This is a genomic window from Sphingomonas sp. UBA978, from assembly GCF_002292295.1.
Lineage (GTDB): Bacteria > Pseudomonadota > Alphaproteobacteria > Sphingomonadales > Sphingomonadaceae > Sphingomonas.
The window spans coordinates 303,951-323,901 of the sequence record NZ_DBBS01000020.1 but is presented as its reverse complement, the minus strand read 5'-3'; the positions used below and the strand labels follow the sequence as shown (position 1 = coordinate 323,901).

The 19,951-nt window shown below is 69.3% G+C and carries 15 protein-coding genes; 5 read left to right on the top strand and 10 right to left on the bottom strand.

The window, feature by feature from the left end; genetic code table 11:
* Positions 1–52: 52 nt before the first annotated feature.
* The 8 genes from addA to B2515_RS14010 form a co-directional block, all read right to left on the bottom strand.
* A complete protein-coding gene (gene addA, locus B2515_RS14045; RefSeq protein WP_293877297.1) occupies positions 53–3,475 on the bottom strand; it encodes a double-strand break repair helicase AddA in 3,423 nt (1,140 codons plus the stop codon).
* Positions 3,462–6,428: a double-strand break repair protein AddB gene (addB, locus tag B2515_RS14040; protein WP_293877295.1), complete on the bottom strand. Its 2,967-nt coding sequence runs from the start codon at positions 6,426–6,428 to the stop codon at positions 3,462–3,464. The genes addA and addB overlap by 14 nt, the downstream gene beginning before the upstream one ends.
* Entirely contained in the window at positions 6,421–7,176 is a 756-nt protein-coding gene (locus B2515_RS14035) for a nucleotidyltransferase family protein (protein ID WP_293877293.1), read from the bottom strand. Before B2515_RS14035 ends, addB begins: the two co-directional genes overlap by 8 nt.
* Positions 7,173–8,156 carry an aminoglycoside phosphotransferase family protein gene (locus B2515_RS14030; RefSeq protein WP_293877656.1) on the bottom strand — a complete coding sequence of 328 codons (984 nt, stop codon included), beginning with the start codon at positions 8,154–8,156 and terminating at the stop codon, positions 7,173–7,175. The genes B2515_RS14035 and B2515_RS14030 overlap by 4 nt, the downstream gene beginning before the upstream one ends.
* Positions 8,153–8,599 (bottom strand): tRNA (adenosine(37)-N6)-threonylcarbamoyltransferase complex ATPase subunit type 1 TsaE, encoded by a 447-nt coding sequence (gene tsaE / locus B2515_RS14025; protein WP_293877291.1) that lies wholly within the window; start codon positions 8,597–8,599, stop codon positions 8,153–8,155. The genes B2515_RS14030 and tsaE overlap by 4 nt, the downstream gene beginning before the upstream one ends.
* Positions 8,600–8,603: 4 nt before the next feature.
* Positions 8,604–10,955, bottom strand: coding sequence for a PAS domain-containing sensor histidine kinase (locus B2515_RS14020; RefSeq protein ID WP_293877289.1), 2,352 nt, complete (start codon positions 10,953–10,955; stop codon positions 8,604–8,606).
* A 190-nt stretch (positions 10,956–11,145) separates the two neighbouring features.
* On the bottom strand, positions 11,146–12,582 hold the full coding sequence (ahcY, locus tag B2515_RS14015; RefSeq protein WP_293877287.1) for an adenosylhomocysteinase: 1,437 nt from the start codon (positions 12,580–12,582) through the stop codon (positions 11,146–11,148).
* Positions 12,583–12,669: 87 nt separating this feature from the next.
* Positions 12,670–13,230 carry a YqgE/AlgH family protein gene (locus B2515_RS14010; RefSeq protein WP_293877285.1) on the bottom strand — a complete coding sequence of 187 codons (561 nt, stop codon included), beginning with the start codon at positions 13,228–13,230 and terminating at the stop codon, positions 12,670–12,672.
* A gap of 116 nt (positions 13,231–13,346) precedes the next feature.
* On the opposite strand from B2515_RS14010, the gene B2515_RS14005 reads away from it, so the two are divergent.
* The 3 genes from B2515_RS14005 to B2515_RS13995 all read left to right on the top strand — a co-directional run bounded on the left by B2515_RS14005 (position 13,347) and on the right by B2515_RS13995 (position 16,052).
* On the top strand, positions 13,347–13,826 hold the full coding sequence (locus tag B2515_RS14005) for a peroxiredoxin (protein WP_293877654.1): 480 nt from the start codon (positions 13,347–13,349) through the stop codon (positions 13,824–13,826).
* Between the two features lie 178 nt (positions 13,827–14,004).
* A complete protein-coding gene (locus B2515_RS14000; protein ID WP_293877283.1) occupies positions 14,005–15,441 on the top strand; it encodes an AMP nucleosidase in 1,437 nt (478 codons plus the stop codon).
* A gap of 62 nt (positions 15,442–15,503) precedes the next feature.
* On the top strand, positions 15,504–16,052 hold the full coding sequence (locus B2515_RS13995) for a hypothetical protein (RefSeq protein ID WP_293877281.1): 549 nt from the start codon (positions 15,504–15,506) through the stop codon (positions 16,050–16,052).
* Between the two features lie 46 nt (positions 16,053–16,098).
* Here B2515_RS13995 and B2515_RS13990 read toward each other — a convergent pair whose 3' ends face one another.
* Both B2515_RS13990 and B2515_RS13985 read right to left on the bottom strand, forming a co-directional pair.
* The gene (locus B2515_RS13990; RefSeq protein WP_293877279.1) at positions 16,099–17,931 is read right to left on the bottom strand and encodes a M2 family metallopeptidase; all 1,833 of its coding nucleotides are present in this window, start codon (positions 17,929–17,931) and stop codon (positions 16,099–16,101) included.
* 62 nt (positions 17,932–17,993) lie between these two features.
* The gene (locus tag B2515_RS13985; protein WP_293877277.1) at positions 17,994–18,767 is read right to left on the bottom strand and encodes an alpha/beta fold hydrolase; all 774 of its coding nucleotides are present in this window, start codon (positions 18,765–18,767) and stop codon (positions 17,994–17,996) included.
* Between the two features lie 184 nt (positions 18,768–18,951).
* Between B2515_RS13985 and B2515_RS13980 the strand changes: the two genes are divergently transcribed.
* Together B2515_RS13980 and B2515_RS13975 are read left to right on the top strand one after the other, a co-directional pair.
* Positions 18,952–19,215, top strand: a complete 264-nt coding sequence (locus B2515_RS13980) for a hypothetical protein (protein WP_414711408.1) — start codon at positions 18,952–18,954, stop codon at positions 19,213–19,215.
* Between the two features lie 95 nt (positions 19,216–19,310).
* Positions 19,311–19,949, top strand: a complete 639-nt coding sequence (locus tag B2515_RS13975) for a YitT family protein (protein WP_293877273.1) — start codon at positions 19,311–19,313, stop codon at positions 19,947–19,949.
* Positions 19,950–19,951: the final 2 nt, after the last annotated feature.

Sequence of the window (19,951 nt, the reverse complement as noted above, 5' to 3'; positions counted from 1 at the left end):
TCCTTTGCAGCCCATCTAGGATGGCGCGGACCCCGGCTCAACCGTCCGCGGCCTAGCTTTGCTCCCGTGGCCGAAAGCGCGGCTTGTGCCGTTCGAGCGTCGCCGCGTCGAGCGGGTGGAGCGTCGGGCCGCCGGTATAGAGCAATGCCGCCTCGATCCGCCGCCCGGGAATGATCATCGCCAGCGCCGCGGCATAGGCCGCCATCTGGTCGAGATGATAGCGCGGGATATCCGCCATCGTCGCGGGCGCGCGACGACCGGTCTTGAAATCGACGACGCGGACGTGGTCGTCGGCGATCAAGAGCCGATCGACCGTGCCGGACACGACGAGCCCGTTGGCGAGGGTCGCCGCGATCGGCGCCTCGGCCAACGCGTCCGGACCAAACAGATCCGCGAAGCGCGGATCGTCGAGGATCGCAAGCACGCTGCCGGCGATCTCCGCCCGCACGGCGGCATCGGCGACGCCGCCCGCCAGCGCCAGCCAGCGCTCCGCACTCGCTGCACGATCCGCGGGCGCGACTGGTGGCAGGCGTTCGAACAATGCGTGGATCAGCCGCCCCCGTTCCGCCGCGGCGCGCATGGCGGGACCGGGCGGCGGATCGCTGACCTCATCCTCGCCGAGCTGCGACGGCGCGAGCGGCCGTGACGGCCGCGATTCGGTCGGTGCATCGCGATGCGCCCAGTCGGGCAGCGCGATCCCCTCCGCGACCGCAGCCCTGGTGGCGGGGCGTGGCTTGACGGGGGCGTGCACAGCCTTGCCGGTGAAGGTCCGCACGCCCTCAACCGCGACGCCGAGGTCGGTGAGCGCGCGCGCCGCTGCGGCATACCAGCTGGAAAGCGGCGGCTCGCCCTTGGCGCGCGGCCCCAGCGCGCCGCCGATCACCAGCCGTTCCTCCGCGCGCGTGGCGGCGACGTAGAACAGCCGCCAATGCTCCTCCAGTTCGCGCCGTTCGATCGTCGCTATCGCCTCGTCGAGCGGCCCGCCGCGTTCGGCGGCGCGCGGACGGAAGATCGGGATCGGCTGCGCGCCCGGTTCCGGCGCCCAGCGCACCAGCGCGCGCGGCGCCGCGGTCGGATCGACGGTCGCGTCCGCGAGGATCACGAGCGGAGCCTGCAGGCCCTTGGCCCCGTGCGCGGTCATCACCCGCACCGCGTCGAGCGGCGCCGACGGGTCGCGCACGATCTCGACATCGCCGCGATCGAACCAGTCGAGGAAGCGCTGCAGCGACGGGGTCGAGCTGGTCTCGAACGACAGCGCCGCGTTGAGCAGTTCTTCGATCGGGTCCCGCGCCTCCGCCCCCAGCCGTCGCAGCAGCTTGCGCCGTCCGTCGAGCGGTCCCGACAGCAATTCCTCGAGGAACTGGTAGGGGGTAGCGATATCGGCGCGCAGCAGCATCGTGCGCAGCGGCGCGAGCAGCTCGTCGGTCTGGGTCAGCGTCAGATGCCGCCACAGGCTGCCATGGTCGCGCGGCGCGGCATGCATCAGCTCGTCCTGCGTCCAGCCGATCAGCGGCGACACCAGCAGCGAGCCCAGCGACAAATCGTCCTCCGGCTGCAACACGAACCGCACCGCGGCGAGCAGGTCCTGCACCGCCAGCGGCGCGTTGAGCCGCAGCCGGTCGACGCCGGCGACCGGCACGCCCTCCGCATACAAACGCGCGACGATCAGCGAGGCGAGGTCGCCGCGCCGCTTGACGAGGATCATCACATCCTCGGGCCGGAGCGCCCGGCCCTTGCTCTCGAGCATCAGACCGCCGTCGATCCAGCCGCGCACTGCGCGGGCGACGCGCACCGCCTGTTCGCGCACGGTGTCGTCGATCCACGCTTCCTCATCCTCGTCGCTGCCACCGGCGACGACGGGCGGCCACAGTTCGACGGTGCCCGGGCCCGGCACCTCGCTGGCATGCTCCTGCACGTCGCCGATCGCGCCCAGCCCCGGCTCGCCCGCCGCGGCGACAGCGGCGTCGACGAATTCGAGGATCGGCCGCGTCGAACGGAAGCTGTGCGTGAGCGACAATCGCTGGAACGGCAGGCCGCGCTCGGCTTCGGGCCAGTCCGCCTCGCCCTCGACCTCGGCGGCACGGGTGGCGAAATGCCCCTCCGCCCAGCGGAAGTTGATCGGGTCGGTCCCTTGGAAGCCGAAGATCGCCTGCTTGAAATCGCCGACCGTGAACAGCGTCCGTGTCGAGGGAGCGTGGACGCCGCGTCCGACAAAGAACTCCCCGGCCAGCGCGGTGACGATCCGCCATTGGTTGAGGTTGGTGTCCTGCGCCTCGTCGATCAGGACATGCTCGGTCCCCTGGTCGAGCTTGTAGCGCACCCATTCGCCGATGCCGGGCTGTTCGAGCAGGCGCACCGTCACGCCGATCAGATCGTCGAAATCGACCGCCCCCGATCGCCGCTTTGCCGCCGCATAGGCGCGCGCATAATCGCGGCCGACGTCGAGCGCATCCGCGAGCAGGTCGGCGTAGGCGGCGCGCTGCGTCAGCGACAGCAGGTCGAGGCAATGCGCACCCAGCGCACCGGCAAGTTCGGCATAGTCCGGTTCGAGATCGACGAGCTTTTTCGACGCCTTGCGCGGCTCGTTCTTGCCGGTCAGCACCACGCCGGCGAGATCGGACAGCGTCAGCGCGCGATCCTGCGGCGCCGCGGCGAGCCAGCGGTTCAGCGTTTCGGCATGGCCAACTCCGGTCGCGGTCGCCCATGCCATGTTCGCCGCCGCCAGCCGCTCGACGAGCGATTCGTCGATATCGTCGCAGCCCGACGCCAGCGCCTCGCCGATATTGCCCTGCGGCAGGTCGAGCGCGCGGCGCAGCCACGGTCCGATCCCGCTCGGCAGCGCCTCCAGCGCCGCCAGCGAGCGGGCACAGGCGAGCAGAAACCCCTCGGCACCGCCCTCGCCCATCCGCAGCGACAGCGCGCCGATCGTCTCGATCGGACGGCCGCGACCGTCGCGTTCGGCCTCCACCAGCAGCGTCGCCAGCGTCTCGCGCGCCAACACCGCCTCCTCGCGCGCCTCCAACGGCCGGAAACCGGGGGTCAGCCCCGCCTCGACCGGGAAGGCGGCGAGCAGGCTCTGGCAGAAACCATGGATGGTCTGAATGCGCAGCCCCCCGCCCGGCGCGTCGAGCACGCCCGCGAACAGGGTGCGCGCCCGCGCCTGCAGGTCCGGCGTCGCACGCTCGCCGAGCGCCTCCAGATCGGCAGCCAGCTGCGGCCCGGGCATCCGTACCCAGGCGGCGAGCCGGTTGCTGATCCGCTGCGCCATTTCCGCCGCGCCTGCCTTGGTGAAGGTCAGGCACAGGATCGCGCCGGGCTGCGTTCCCCCCAGCAGCAGCCGGAACACGCGTGCGGCCAGCACCTGCGTCTTGCCGGTGCCGGCCGAGGCCGACAGCCAGACGTGCGCCTGCGGATCGCTGGCCGCGGCCTGCGCGCCCTTGAGCCGCGGCAGGGTGGCGAGGTCAGTCCCGGCCATACCATTCGTCCCTGCGCATCAACTGGTCGTATTCGGCATAAGGCGCATATTCCGGCACCAGCTTGGCGGTGAAGGCTTCGTCGCCGGTCAGCCATTTCGCCGCGGCATCGACGAAATTGGCGACCGCGATCGTGGTGAATTCGCCCGTCACGATCTTCTCGCGCCGGCCCTCGGCATCGACCGGGCTTTCGATATAGCCGAACTGGTCGCGCTTCTTGCCGAGCGACCAATATTCGAACCCGCCGGCCCGGCCCGCGACGTCGGGGAAGCCCCCGCGCTCGGCGATGGCACCGAGCAGCCCGAGTTGCAGGCTGTAACCCGCCCGCACCGCGGCGGACGATGGCGGCTTGCCGGTCTTGTAATCGACGATCGCAAGGCTGCCGTCGGCGAGCCGGTCGACCCGGTCGTAGCGGCCCGACAGTCTGACGCCGTTGATCTCGATATGTCCCTGTCCCTCCGCAGAAGCGACCTTGCGGCCCTCTGCATCCTGCTGGGCGACCGTGCGCGCGATCCAGTCGATCGCCTCGACCAGCCGCGGCCGCCAGAGCGCGCGCATCATCGGATGCGTCCGTTCGTCCTCCAGCATCGCGGTCGCGCGGTCCATCAGCGCATCGGCGGCGCACCGATCCAGCTTCCACCATTGTTCGAGGATGTCGTGCACCGCGGTGCCACGCCAGGCTGCGCTGGGATCGGCGTCGACCGGATCAAGCGGCATCAGCCCGAGCACCCGGCGGGCGTAAAACGCATAGGGGTCCGCCTTCAGCCGGTCGATCTCGGTCACCGAAATCACTCTGGGGCGGAGTGCCGGTACGGGCATCGGCGCCGGCCGATCCGCGGGTTCGTGCGCTTGCGGGTCGTCGAGCGCCCGCGCCCAGCCCTCCAGATCGTGCGCCCGCACGAACCGGTCGCCCGCCATCGCCTGCAATCGCAGCCATAATCGCGACGCCAGCGCGGGGGAAGCAGCATCGCGCCGTGCCCGCGTCACGATGGCGCGCGGCGCGCCCAGCGCCTGCCCGAATTCATGCGCCGCCACGCCGACCGCTCGTTCCAGCCCCGGCAGGCCGAGCGTCGCCCGGATCCGCGGCGCCAGCCACGGGTCGGGCGCCGGACGCCCGGGCCATACGCCTTCGTTCAGCCCGCCCAGCACCATCAGGTCCGCGGTCTGCAGCCGCGCCTCCAGCAGGCCATAGATCGCGATACGCGGATGGCCGACGCGCGATCCGTAGCGGACCGCGACTTCGTCCATCAACCCGCGCAGCAGAGGCACCAGTCCATCGGGCGCGACCCGCGGCGGCCCCATCGCCGCCTCGCGTTCCAGCGCGTCGAGGAAATCCGCCGCCGCCCGCCCCGCCGGCCCGGACCACAATTCGTCGCCGCACAACGCCTGTGCCGTCTCGCGCAGCACCGCCAGCAGCGCCGGCAGCGGTTGCGCGCCCTGTTCGCAGACCAGTTCGATCGGCTTGAGCAGCGCCACCGCCTCGCCGAACCACGCCGCCGCACGGTCGCGCCGGTTGGTCAGCAGATGCCCGGTGATCCCGTCCAGCCCCGCAGCCGGCCGCGGTCCGCGCAGGCCGCGATCGACGCCGCGCGTACCGTCGAGCCACGCGCCACGAACAGCCCGGTCGTCCGGATCGTTGCGCACCAGCGGATGCTTCAACAGCGCCAGCAACGCCATCGGCGCGAAGCGCTGCGCCGCCGCTTCGGCAAGCGCAAGCAGCAACGTTCCCGGCGGCAGGATCGACAACGGCCGCCCCGCAGTATCGTTGGCGTCGATCCCCCAGCGCTTGAGGTGCACCGCCACCCGCCGCGCCAGCGCACGGTCGGGGGTCACCAGCGCGGCGGTCTGTCCCTCCTGTTCCAGCGCGCCGCGCAGCGCCAGCGCGATCGTCTGCGCCTCTTCCGCCGGGGTAGCGAGTTCGGCGGCGACGACGCCGGTCAGCCGCCGGTCCTCTGCCTTGAGGTCGGTCCATTTGCCGGTGAAGGCGGCCGGCGCCAGCGCATTGGCGATCGCCCGGCCGCGCACCGCGCCCGCATCGGGACCGGCGGTGCCGGGCCAGTTCGCCACCTCGCCGCGACCAACGCTCATCCGGTCGAGCATCAGTTTGAGGTGGAACTGCGGATGCGTTTCGATCGAGCGGCGGATATGGCCGGTGACGGGATCGGGACGATGCGGGCCGAGCGCGTCCCATTCCTCCTGCGGCATCGCGAGGTCGAGCCCTGCGAACACCGTCATCCCCTGCGGCGCCTCCGCGACGCAGCGGAGCAGCCGTGCGACCGCGGGCGCAGGATCGGTGATGCCCGCCGCGCAGACGAAGCCCGTCGGCGGCGCCGCACGCCAGCGTTGCTCCAGCCGGTCGAGCAGTATCCGCCGCCGGGTCGCGGCATCGATCCTGCCGAGCGCGGCAAGCTCGACCGGCCAGCGTTCGAGCACGATCGCGAAGGTCGACAGCGCGCGTTGCCAATGTTCGGTCAGTTCGGGGGCGAGGTCGATATCCCGCAACGCCTCGGGCGCGACCTCCTCGACCAGCAGCTGGTCGAGCGTGTGGCACAATTCGCCCGCCAGCCGCACTGCCTCCGCCGCGTCGATCGACGCACCGGCGCGGGCACGCTCCTCGAACACCAGTCGCGCGAGGATCATCCGTCGCTGCATCGGATCGACCGCGGGCGGCGGCGGGCTGGGATCGTCGACCGGGTCGAGCGCCGCGCCCACCGCCTCACCGAGATCGGGGCTGCCGAGCGTCACCAGCCGCGGCAGCAACAGCCCGCCGCCGCTCGCCCGCACGAACGCCGCCGTCACCGCCCGCGCGGCGCGATTGTTGGGCAGCAGCACCAGCCCGCGGGCCAGCGCCATCGCGTCGCCCGCGGTCCGCCGCATCAGTCCAGCGACCAGCGTATCGGCAAACGCCTTGTGCGAGGGGATCGTGAACAGCCGGGGCTTGCGCGCCTCAGCCATTGGCGATGACCGCCTCCGTCTTCGGAATGGCGGCGGGCGTGCCGACGTCGAACCACAGGCCCTGATGCACCTGCGCATAGGCGCGGCCCGCCTCGATCGCGCGGCTCCAGAACAGGTTGGTGGAGAACGGCCCCTCGGGCCAGTCGCGGATGATGCGCGGATGAAGGATCTGGATACCGGTGTAGACGAACGGCGCGGTCGCGCCCTCCTTGCGCCGGCCGATGATCCGCCCGTCGGCAGCGACGCGGAAATCGCCCTGACCGTGATGATTGTTGGCGCGCGCATAGGGCACGACCAGCAGCAGCGCGTCCATGATCGCATCGTCCCAGCGATGGCTGAGCAGCCTGATCGCGTCGATCGGCCCGTCGAGCCACAAATTGTCGCTGTTGATGACCAGCACGGGCGCATCGCCGAGCAGGCCGCGCGCCTGCACCAGCCCGCCGCCCGTCTCCATCAACTGACGCCGCTCGTCGCTGACGATCACCTCGATCCCCTCGAACCGGTCGGTGACGTGCGCCTCCAGCGTGTCGGCGAGATAATGGACGTTGACGATCGCGCGCTTGACGCCCGCACTGGCCAGCCGGTCGAAGACGTGGTCGATCAGCGGCTTGCCTGCCACCTCGACCAACGGCTTGGGCCGCGTCGCGGTCAGCGGCCGCATCCGCTTGCCGAGGCCCGCCGCCATCACCATCGCCGTGTCCGGCACGACGCCGCCCGGATCGGGGCGCAGCGACCTTTGCCGGTTCATGCCCCTGCCTCCGCGGCGGTGGCCAGCATCGCAGGATCGCCGCGCAGTTCGGGCGGTACGTTGTCGTCGAACCAGCGCGCGACGGGGCCGAGCACCGGATGCGACAGGTCCCGCTCCAGATAGGCCCAGACCCGCGGGCAGAGCGTCGGATAGCGCGGCTTGCCGTCGCGCTTCCACAGGCGGGTGAAGATGCCGATGATCTTGGCGTTCCGCTGCGCGCCGAGCACGTGATAGGCCGCCATGAAGTCCTCGCCCGCACCGGTCGCCGCGCGATAGCGTTGCAGCATCGCCTCCTCGACGCCCGGATCGACGTCGCGCCGCGCGTCCTGCAACAGCGACACGAGGTCGTAGGCCGGATGGCCGGCGAGCGCGTCCTGGAAATCGAGCAGTCCCAGTGACTGCGCCGCGCCGACCAGCATCAGGTTTTCGGCATGGTAATCGCGCAGCACCGTCACCGGCTCGTCGGTCAGCGCATGGTCGAACACCGCGTCCCAGGCGGCGTGATAGCCCGCGACGTCGACATCGAGCCCCAGCGCCGGCGCATACCATTCGACCAGCAATCCCGCCTCGCGATGCAGCACCGCGCGGTCGTAGGGTGCGAGCCCTTCGGCCGGATGCGCGCGCAGTTCGACGAGCAGGTCGATCGCCGCGGCATAGAGCGGCAGCGCTGCGGGTTCGTCCGCATCCGCCGCCTCGCGCAGCCGGGCGTCACCGAAATCCTCAAGCAGCACCAGCCCCTGATCGAGGTCGGCCGCATGGATCGCAGGGGCGGCGAACCCGCGTCCGCGCAGCCATTCGGCGATCGCGATGAACGGTCGCGGGTCCTCGTGTGGCGGCGGCGCGTCCATCAGGATCGCCGTTCGCCCTTCGCTCGTCACTCGAAAATAGCGGCGGAACGAGGCATCGCCTGCAACAGGAGACAGATCGCCGGCCCAGCCGTGTTGCGCGAGGAAAGCGGGAGCGCCGGCGGGCGGGGTCATATCGGCCATCGCCGCCTCCAACCCGCCGGCACGTCCGCTGTCAAGATTCGTCCGCCGTCCGGTGCCGGCGACAGGGTGAGCGCCAGCGCATGCGGCCAGTGATCGGGCGCACGCTCCGGCCATTCGACCAGCAGCAGCGTATCCGACAGCGCCTCGTCCAGCCCCAGTTCCGCCATCTCGCCCGGGTCGTCGATCCGGTACAGGTCGACGTGCAACACCGGCATCCGCACCTCGGGCAGGTCATAGGGCTGGACGATCGCGAAACTGGGGCTGGGTGCCTCGCCGGCAAGGCCCAGTGCGGCGAGCAACCCGCGCGCGATGCTGGTCTTGCCCGCGCCGAGATCGCCGGCGAGCGTGATGACGTCGCCGGGCTGGACATGGTCGGCGAGCGTCGCACCGAACGCCTCGGTCGCCGTCGCGTCGGGCAAATGGATGGGAGTCATAGCCTCACCGCCGCGGCAATTCGACCGTCACCAGCGTCCCCTCGCCCGGCTCCGACACCAGATCGATCTGCCCGCCGTGCGCCTCGACGAACTGCTTCGCCAGCGGCAGGCCCAGCCCCAGCGCGCGCTCGCCGGTGGGCTGCATGCCGGGCTCGCCGAACCGGTCGAACGCGCGCGCGACGCTTTCCGCGTCCATCCCGAAACCGTCGTCGGATACGATGATCCGCGCGCCCGTCGCATTGCCGTCGCTGTGCAACAGGATGCGCCCGCCTTCAGGCGTTGAGGCAACCGCATGGCGCAAAAGATGCTCGACCACTTCCTTCAGCCGCTTGGGATCGCCGCTGACCCGCCCGGTCGACCGCGCCAGCTCCACCGCGAAGTCGAGCTTGCGACGCTTCGCCGCGGGCATGATCGTCTCCGCCGCCGCCCGCGCGGTCGCGGCAAGATCGACGTCGATCCGCTCGATCTCGGCATCGTCGCCGCCCTGCGTCAGGTCGAGCACGTCGTCGATCAACAAGCCGAGCCGCTCGACCGATTGCAGGATCGCCTCGACATAGCCGCCGGCGTCGGGGCTCAGCTGGCCGGCATAGCCCGCGTGCAGCATTTCGGCGAACCCGCTGATCGAGGTCAGCGGCGTGCGCAGTTCGTAGCTCATGTTCGCGACGAACTGCGTCTTGACCCGATCCGCCGTCTCCAGCGCGTTGGCGCGATCGCGCAGCGCCTGTTCCGCGCGCCGGCTATCGGTGATGTCGAGCATCGTCAGCAGCGCATTGCCGTCCGGCAACGGCACCGCCGCAAATTCGAAATGGCGTCCGTCGGCGAAGGCGACGCGGCCGGCGCGCTGCTGCCGGTCCCCGGTCGCCGATCGGACCAGTTCCGGGATCAATGCCGCGCGGTTGGGCGTCGCGAGCTTCGACGCGGCCGCCTCGGCAAAGGCATCGACGCGCGGATGGCCTGCGAGAAACTCCTCCTCGAACCCCCAGACCGCGCGCAGCCGGTTGTTCCACAATTGCAATTTGCCGTCCGCGGCGAATACCGCCAGCGCCTCGAACAGATTGTCGAAGGTCGCGGTCCGCACCCGCAACAGCGTGTCGCGTGCGCTCGCCAGTTGCACCTGCTCGGTGCGGTCCTCGAAGATCGCGAGCAGGCCGCCGTCCGGCAACGGCTGGGCGACGACGCGCAGGTGCGTGCCGCCGGGCAGGTGCCAGCTTTCCTCGATCGCGGTGTCGCCGGGGACGAACCACGCGCGGCGCTCGACCTTCCAGCTCGGAAAGTCACGCACCTCGGGCAACCGGCTCGCCTCGCGCATCCGCTCCAGCACGCGGTCGAACTCGGGACGGTCGGCGAGCCATTCGGCGCGCATCGCGAACATCCTGCGGAACGGCTGGTTACAGAACACCAGACCGCGGTCGGGGCCGAATTGCGCGACCCCCGCGGACAGCCGATCGAGCATCGCACGTTGCGCGTCGGCGAAGCGTTTGGCGCCGGCACGTGACTGTTCAAGATCTTCAATATCGACGGCGAAGCTGGCGACGCCGCCGGTGGGCAGCGGCACGTCGTGCACCTCGAGCGAGCGGCGCTCGCCCTCGATCGTCGCGGGCAGCACCTCGCGCTGCGGCGTCCCCATCGCGCGCGCCGCCTGCGCACCCGCACGCGGCCCCCCGCGCCCCGATCCCTCGACCAGCTCCAGTTGCCGCGCCACGACATCGGCGGCGTCCGCGCCCTCCACCGCACGCACATAGGCGGTGTTGACCATCGCCAGCCGCAGGTCGGAGCCGCGATACCACATCGGCAGCGGCGCCGCCTCGATCAGCCCGGTCAGCGCGTCGAAGGCGATCGACAGCGACCCGACCTCGTCGCGCAGGCGCGTGATCTCCGATTCGCTGTCGGTCGCGTCGAGCGTCCACACCACGACCGCGCCGGTCGCGCCCAGTTCGCCCGGCGCCCGGCTGCCCCGCACCGTGATCGCGCGGCCCGACCCCTGCGGATGCAAGGCGCGTTCGAAGCCGCGGCCGGCGCGCTGCGCCGCCTTGATATCGTTGGCGAGCGCCTGCGCCTCGACCGGGTGCAGTCCCGATCCGTCCGCCGCCAGATCCTGCAGAAACCGCGGCGACGCATCCAGCCCGAACCAGTCGACCAGCCGCGGCGGCATCTCGACCCGGCCGTCGGCGCGCACCAGCATCGCCATCGCCGGCGACACGCTGCGCAGCGCCTCCGTCTCGCGGCTATAATCCAGCACCGCCGCCGCCTCGCCGTGGAGGCGCCAGCCGACGAACAGCGCATAGCCGGCCCCGCCGAGCAGCAGCGCGAGTATCGCACCACATACGACCGCCGCCATCACTGAAAGCTGGATCAACGCCTACCCCTCGTCATGCCTCCCGACGGCACCCTCGCGTTAAGCTGTAGAACGGAACATACGGCAGCGGCAATGTCGTTGATCCGGAGGCATCATGCTTACCCTCCCTCGCAAGGAGGAGAGGATCACAAACGAAAAGGGCGGCACCTTTCGGCACCGCCCTCGTCGCATCGAAACCGATCGCGTCCGATCAGTAGCGATAATGATCCGGCTTGAACGGCCCCTCGACCGGCACGCCGATGTAGCTCGCCTGCTTCGCGGTCAGCTGCGACAGCTTCACGCCGAGCTTTTCGAGGTGCAGCGCGGCAACCTTCTCGTCGAGGTGCTTGGGCAGGACGTAGACGTCGTTCTTGTAGTTCTCGCCCTTCGTCCACAGCTCGATCTGCGCGAGCGTCTGGTTGGTGAACGACGCCGACATCACGAACGACGGGTGGCCGGTCGCGCAGCCCAGGTTCACCAGTCGCCCCTTGGCGAGCACGATGATCTGCTTGCCGTCCGGGAACTCGACCAGGTCGGTGCCGGGCTTCACTTCGGTCCACTTGTAGTTCGACAGCGCGGCGATCTGGATCTCGCTGTCGAAGTGGCCGATGTTGCAGACGATCGACATCGGCTTCATCGCCTTCATGTGATCGGCGGTGATGACGTCGGCGTTGCCGGTCGCGGTGCAGAAGATGTCGGCGCGCTTCACCGCCTCGTCCATCGTCACGACCTCGAAGCCTTCCATCGCGGCCTGCAGGGCGCAAATCGGATCGACCTCGGTCACCATCACTCGCGCGCCGCCGTTGCGGAGCGACTGCGCCGAGCCCTTGCCGACGTCACCGAAGCCGGCGACGCAGGCGACCTTGCCGGCGAGCATGACGTCGGTCGCGCGACGGATCGCGTCGACCAGCGATTCCTTGCAGCCGTACAGGTTGTCGAACTTCGACTTGGTAACGCTGTCGTTGACGTTGATCGCCGGGAAGGGCAGCTCGCCCTTCTTGGCGATCTCGTACAGGCGGTGGACGCCGGTGGTCGTCTCTTCCGACACGCCCTTCAGATTCTTGACCGTCTCGGTCAGATAGCCCGGCTTCTTGGCGATGAACGCCTTGAGCGCGCGCTGGAATTCGACCTCTTCCTCGTTCTCCGGCTCGCCGAGCGTGTGGCCGGCCTCGAGCTTCGCGCCCCAGAGCGCGAACATCGTCGCATCGCCGCCGTCGTCGAGGATGATGTTGGCGGTCTGGCCGTCGACGTCACGATCCCACGAGAAGATGTCGCCGACATAATCCCAGTAATCGGCCAGGCTCTCGCCCTTCACCGCGAACACGGGCACGCCGGTCGCGGCGATCGCGGCGGCGGCGTGGTCCTGCGTCGAGAAGATGTTGCACGTCGCCCAGCGCACGTCGGCACCCAGCGCGGTCAGCGTCTCGATCAGCACCGCGGTCTGGATCGTCATGTGCAGCGAGCCGGTGATGCGCGCGCCCTTGAGCGGCTGTGCTGCACCGAATTCGTCGCGCAGCGCCATCAGGCCCGGCATCTCGGTTTCCGCGATGCGGATCTCGGCGCGACCGAAATCGGCGAGCGCGATGTCCTTGATGACGTAATCGGTGTTTGAGCCAGTTTCGGCATTGGGCGCGAGCGCAGTAGCCACGGGTCATGCTCCTGAAGATAATGGATGCCGCAGCCCTTAGCCGCCCCGGCCGCCCGGATCAAATATAAAGATATCTTTATATGTGAATCAGGCGGTGCCGGTCGTCGGCGCGAGCAGCCGGGTGTCGATCCCCGCCTGTGCGAAGGCGCTGGTCCAGCGCGTTTCCGCCGGCGCGTCGAACAGCAGGCCGGCATCGCCCTCGACATGGAACCAGCCCGGGCGCAGCAGCTCGCCGTCGAGCTGCCCCTCGCCCCAGCCGGCATAGCCGAGCGCCACCAGCCAGCGGGTCGGGCCGCTGCCCTCCGCGATCGCGCGCAGCACGTCGACCGTGCTCGACAGGCACCAGCGCCCGGCGACATCGATCGTGTCCTGCCCGCCCCAGTCGTTCGAATGGACGACGAAGCCACGCCGCGGCTCGACCGGTCCGCCGAAATGCACCGGCGCGTCGGGCGCGACGCCGTGCGCGATCTCGAACTGGTCGAGCAGGTCGTGCAGGCCGAGACCGTCGATCGTCGCGCCGACGCCGATGCCGATCGCGCCGTCTTTGTCGTGCGCGCAGATCGCGATCACCGCATGGTCGAAACGGGGATCGATCATACCCGGCATCGCGAGGAGGAACTGGCCGGAAAGATAAGCGGGCGTTTGCATCGTCATGCAACATAGGCGCCGCGCGGCGACACGCCATGCTTGAAATCGCCATCGATCCGCCCGACCTGTGCGGCGCACCGCCGACCGGCGGCCGCTGCTATCCGGAGACTGACCCCATGACGATCACCGTCGGCGACACCCTGCCCAGCGCCACCCTCGTGAAGGTCACACCCGACGGCCCCGACCAGGTCAGCGCCACCGACTTCTTCGCCGGCCGCACCGTCGCGCTGTTCGCCGTCCCCGGCGCCTTCACCCCGACCTGCTCCGCCAAGCACCTGCCCGGCTTCATCGAGAAGCGCGAGGAACTGAAGGCGAAGGGCGTCGACGAGATCGCCTGCACCTCCGTCAACGACGCCTTCGTCATGGGCGCCTGGGCCAAGTCGGCGGACGCGGACGGCATCACCATGCTGGCGGACGGCAACGGCGACTTCGCCGAAGCGCTCGGCCTGACCATGGACGGCAGCAAGTTCGGCATGGGCAAGCGCAGCCAGCGCTACACGATGCTGGTCGAGGACGGCGTCGTGAAGCAGCTGCACGTCGAAGCGCCCGGCGAGTTCAAGGTCAGCAGCGCCGAATATCTGCTCGGCGAGCTGTAACAGCCACGCCTCACATCTTGGTCATGCCCGCGTAGGCGGGGATCCATACTGGCTGACGGCACGGCTCCATCCGCGACCGTCGTGATTATGGATTCCCGCCTGCGCGGGGATGCCAGCTGTTCTCAGGAGAACCCTGCCCCGTCTTGCCTCCGTCACGGGCATTGCGTAACCATCCGCAATGACAACCGCATCCCAGATCGTCGCGGACCTCGACCGCCTGTACCGCGCCTCGGTCGATCGCCTCCAGGCCGCGCTGACTGCCTATCTCACCGATGGAACGCCGCCCTCGCCGCAGAGCCGCATCGACGGGTCGTTCGCCTATCCGGTCATCCGCCTGCGCTACGCCACCGTCGGCGACCGCCCGACGCCGCTGCGCTCGTTCGGCCGGCTCGTCTCGCCCGGCGATTATACGATCAGCGTCACCAAGCCCGCCCTGTTCGCCGACTATCTGACCGAACAGCTGACCCTGCTGCTCGAGGATTATGACGTGACGGTCGAGGCGATCGAGGGGCGGCAGGAAATCCCCTTTCCCTATGTGCTCGATCCCGGCCATGCGCTCAGCCTCGACACGGTGTCGGCGACCGAGCTGGCGCGCCATTTCCCGGCGACCGAACTCGCGCATATCGGCGACGAGATCGCCGACGGCCTGTGGATTGCGGACGGGGGCAGCCGCCCGCTCGCGCTGTTCGACGCCCTGCGCACCGATTTCAGCCTCGCCCGCCTGCGCCATTATATGGGGACGCCGTCGGAGCACACGCAGCGCTTCGTCCTGTTCACCAACTATCATCGCTACGTCGACGAATTCGTCCGCTGGGGCGCGTCGCAGCTGGGGCCGGAAAGCCGGTTTACCGCGCTGTCGGGCGCGGGCAATATCGTCATCGACAACCCCGGCGACGTCGACAAGCTGGTCAACGACAGCGCGTGGCGGCGGCACCAGATGCCCGCCTATCACCTGATGGCGGACGACCGCACCGGCATCACATTGGTCAACATCGGGGTCGGCCCATCCAACGCCAAGACAATCTGCGACCATCTCGCTGTGCTGCGCCCCGAAGCATGGCTGATGATCGGCCATTGCGGCGGCCTGCGGCCCTCGCAGCGGATCGGCGACTATGTCCTCGCCCATGCCTATCTGCGCGACGACCATGTCCTCGACGACGTGCTGCCGCCCGAGATCCCGGTCCCCGCCATCGCCGAGGTGCAGCAGGCGCTCGCGCGCGCGTCGGAGATCGTCAGCGGCCAGTCGGGGGAGGAGCTGAAGCGTCGCCTGCGGACCGGCACGATCGTCACCACCGACGACCGCAACTGGGAATTGCGCTATTCCGCCTCGGCGCTGCGCTTCTCGCTCAGCCGGGCGGTCGGCATCGACATGGAATCGGCGACGATCGCCGCGCAGGGCTATCGCTTCCGCGTCCCCTACGGCACCTTGCTGTGCGTGTCGGACAAGCCGCTGCATGGCGAGCTGAAGCTGCCCGGACAGGCCAACCGCTTCTACGAACGCGCGATCAGCGAGCATATGCGGATCGGGATCGAAACGTGCGAACAGCTGCGGCTGGAGGGGGCGAAACTGCATAGTCGCAAGCTGCGCGCCTTCGACGAACCGCCGTTCCGCTAGGAGTCGGAGCCGAACCGCCGGTAATGCGTTACGCCCCCGAACCAATCAGGGAGTCCATGCCCGTGGCCGACGACACCACCGACACGCCGAAGACCGAATCGCCCGCCGCCACGCCGCGCCGCCGCGCGCCGCGCAAGACCAGCACGACGCGCAGCACGCCGGCCAAGACGGCCACCGCCAAGCCGCGCACGCCGCGCGCCAAGCCCGAGCCGTCGACGGAGGAAAAGGTCGAAACCGCGGTCGCCGACACCGCCGCCAAGACGACACGCCGGGTCAAGGCGGCGGCGACCAAGGCCGAGGGCACGGTCGCTTCGGCCGCCAAGGCGGTGAAGCCACGCTCGACCAAACGCGCGACTCCCCGCGCCGCCACCGCGAAGAAGCCGGGGCCGAAGAAGGCGACCAAGGACAGCGGCACCAGCAAATGGGGCATTGCCGCGGTCGGTGCGGGCGTCGCCGCGGTCGGGGCCGCCGCCGCGGCCGCGCTGCTGACGCTCCGCAGCAGCACGCCCAAGGAGGGCGGCAAAAAGGCGCACACCCCGGACGGACAGGATGCGTCCAAGTCGTTCCAGGCCGGCATCGCCGACGAGAACACCATCCCCGACACGATCTGAGCCTTCTCCTCCCCTCCCTGATAGGGAGGGGAGAAGAGGCGAACCGTCACCAGCCGGTCGGCTTGCCCTTGTTCTGCGCGTCGAGCCACGTCTTCAGCGGCGCGAAATAATCGACCAGCGCCTTGCCCGACATCTGCCGGCTGCCGGTCATGACCTGCAGCGCATCGGGCCACGGCTTCGACTGGCCCATGGCGAGCATGGCGTTCAGCTTCTCGCCGACGGCCGTGTTGCCGTAGAAGGAGCAGCGATGCAGCGGCCCCTTCCAGCCTGCCTGATCGCACGCCGCCTTGTAGAACTGGAACTGCAGCACCCGCGCGAGGAAGTAGCGCGTGTAGGGCACCGTCGCCGGGATGTGATATTTCGCGCCCGCGTCGAACTTGCTTTCGTCGCGCGCGACCGGCGGCACGATGCCCTGATAGCGCAGGCGCAGCGCGTCCCAGCCCTTCTGGTAATCGCCCGAACCGATCTTGCCCGAGAAGACGTCCCACCGCCATTTGTCGACGAGCAGACCGAACGGCAGGAACGCGACCTTGTCCATCGCCTGGCGCAGCAACAGACCGATGTCCTTGTCCGCGCTCGGCACCTGCGCGGGCGCGAGCAGGCCGATCTTCACCAGATAATCGGGCGTGATCGACAGTGCGACGGTATCGCCGATCGCTTCGTGGAAGCCGTCGTTCGCGCCGTTCTTGTAGAGGAACGGCTGGCCCTTGTAGGCGCGCTGATAGTAATTGTGGCCCAGCTCGTGGTGGATCGTGACGAAATCGTCGCCGTTCACCTTGGTGCACATCTTGATGCGGATATCGTCGGCATTGTCGATGTCCCAGGCCGAGGCGTGGCAGATCACCTCGCGATCGGCGGGCTTGGTGATCTGCGAGCGCTGCCAGAACGTCTCGGGCAGCGGCGCGAAGCCGAGCGAGGAATAGAAGGCCTCGCCCTGCTTCACCATCTTCACCGGGTCGTAGCCCTTGGCTTTCAGCAGTTCGCCGGTGTCGTAGCCGACGTCGCCTGCCCCCTTGGGCGCGACGATGTCATAGATATTGCCCCATTCCTGCGCCCACATATTGCCGAGCAGGTCGCTGCGGATCGGTCCGGTCTTCGCCTGCACCGCATCGCCGTATTTCTCGTTGAGCTTCCAGCGCACATAGGTGTGCAGCGCCATGTAAAGCGGCTCGACCTCCTTCCAGATCCGGTCGGTCAGCACCTCGAACTGCTGCGGCGTCATGTCGTAGCCCGACCGCCACATCGCGCCGACGTCGCCGAAGCCCAGCTCCTTCGCCCCCGCGTTGGAGATCGCGGTCATCCGCATATAGTCCTTGCGCATCGGCGCGCCGACGTTGTCGTTCCAGCTGACCCACATTTCCTTGAGCCGGGCGGGATCGCGCGTCTCGCCCATCGCCGCCTCGATGTCCGATCCGTTGATCGGCTTGCCGTCGAGCGTGCCCTTGCCCTTGCCGTAGCTGGACGACATCCGGGTGGTCAGCGTCGCCAGCTCGGTCGCGGCGCCCGGCGTGGTCGGCGCGGGAAGGCCGACGCCGTTCTTGAGCAGGTCGAGCTTGCGGCGGGTGTCGCCCGACACGCCGGCGACGCCGTTGAAGCGCGCCGCCCCCTTCGCCCATTGCACCGCCTTCTCGGTCAGCTCGGCGCCCGACTTCGCGGTCAGCGCATCGGTGTCGTCGGTGATATAGGTGGCGTTGACCCAGGCGGTCTGGTTGGCGGGGATCGACAGGGCCGCCGCCTCCGTTTCGACCGCGGCGACATAGGCATCGGCCCCGGCCGCGGTCGGCGGCGTGGTCTGGCCGGTGTTCTGGTCCGTCCCCTGGGCGGCGGCGGGCATGACGAACAGCGCCGCGGCGATCGCGGCGGTGGAAACGAGACGCATGGACTGGAAACCCCTGACAAACATGGTGTTGCCGGCAGGATGCGCGTCTCACCCCCCGCAGGTCAAGCCGGCCGGTCGGCGCCCAGAAACTCCGCGATCGCCTGCCCTAGTTCGGGCTTGGCCACCGCGCTCATATGCCCGCCCGGCACTTCGCGGAACACCGCCTGCGGCAGCGCCGCAGCTAGGTCGGCGCCCGAGCCATTGTCGTCGTCCTCGGCCCCGGTGACGACCGCGACCGGCACGTCGATCGCCGCCAGCGCCTCCAGCGGCGTATCGACGAACGTCCCCAGCACGTTGAGCAAGGCGACCGGATCGCCCCTGGTCGTCTTGAGGAAGGCCTCGGTCATCCATTCGTTGGTGCCGCGCTCGAAACTGCCGAGGTTGGTCAGGATGTTGCGGAAATATTCGCCGCGGCCGGAGGTCTGCAGGATCCCGGTCAGCCCCATGCCCGCCAGCACCACGCGGCCCGGTCGCGCGCCGTTGACCAGCATCCGCATCGTCGTCCGCCCGCCCAGTGAATAGCCGCCCAGGTCATAGTCGGTCAGGCCGAGGTGGGCGATCAGCGCCAGCCCGTCGCGCATCAGCGCATCGGGCGGATAGGCGACGGGATCGTGCGGCCGGTCGCTCGCACCATGGCCGCGCAGGTCGGGCATGATGACGCGAAAGCCGCGCGCGGCGACCGCCGCGGCATGGCCGTATTTCAGCCAGTTGACCTCGGTGTTCGAGAAATAGCCGTGGATCAGCACCACCGGCCGCCCCGCGCCCAGTTCGCGCCAGGCGATGCGGGTGCCGTCGAAGCTGGCGAAATACTGCGTGTCGGTGGGAGAGTCGGCCAAGGTCTCGTTCCATCTGTGGGCGATACCCCGCTCGTTGGGTCGAATGGGGGCGCATGTCCAGCCGTAGCGGATGCCCCGAGAGCGGATGCCCCGGGCGGATCGGCGGATTAAGCGGGACCGATTTGGTCTTTTCACCAGACGAATAACGGCATACTCTCTATTCGAAGACGTAAGGAGAGCGATGATGGACAATGGTCTGCAATCCCGCGCCGGCGACGAGAGTCTGGTGATCCTCCAGAGCCTTGTGTGCCTGCTGCGCGAGAAGAACCTGCTCAGCCGCGCCGATATCGAGGAGCTGACCGATCGCGTCGCGATGCGCGCCGCGCAGGCCGAGCGCGATCCCCTGCCCTGCTGCGCCGAGGCGACGCAGGCCGCGGCGCGCGAGATGGCGCGGATCGGCACCTATGTCGGCCAGCGCTACGGCGGAAAGCACCGTCGCATCTCGTGACGCTTCCGTTCGCCGTCGACTGCTGTATGACGGGATCACCGCCGACCAGAGCGGCGGACCGGGAGAGGCGCCTGACCCATCACGCATGAGGTCCGATGCAGCCCCGCGACGATTCCCTTCCCTCCGGCGCCCTTCCGATCGGCCGGCCGCACAGCGTCGCCGAGGATGCCTATGCGCTGGCGATCGGCTGCATCCTGCTGGTGCTCGGCCTCGTCTTCCTGAAAGCGGCCGGACTGGTCACCGGCGGCGTCGCCGGCATCGCCCTGCTGCTGTCCTATTGGCTGCCGATCCCGGCGGGCGTGCTGTTCACGCTCATCAACATTCCCTTCTTCGCCTTCGCACACCGGGTCATGGGTGCGAAGTTTGCGGTCAAGTCGCTGCTGGTGAACCTCGGCATCGCGCTGCTGTCGACCGTCTCGCGCCTGTCGATCGACGTCGTCCACGTCCATCCCGCCTTCGCCGCACTGGTCGGCGGTACCGTCATCGGCCTCGGCATCCTCGTCCTCGCCCGCCATCAGGCAGGGGTCGGCGGCACCGGAATCCTCACGCTCTGGCTCCAGAACACCCGCGGCTGGAACGCCGGCCGCACCCAGATCGCGATCGACGTCGTCATCCTCTGCGCGTCGATCCCGGTCATCAGCGCCGTCCAGCTCGCCTGGTCTGCGCTGAGCGCCGCGGCGATCAGCCTCATCCTCATCGCCTGGCACCGCCCGGGACGATATATCGGGCATTGACC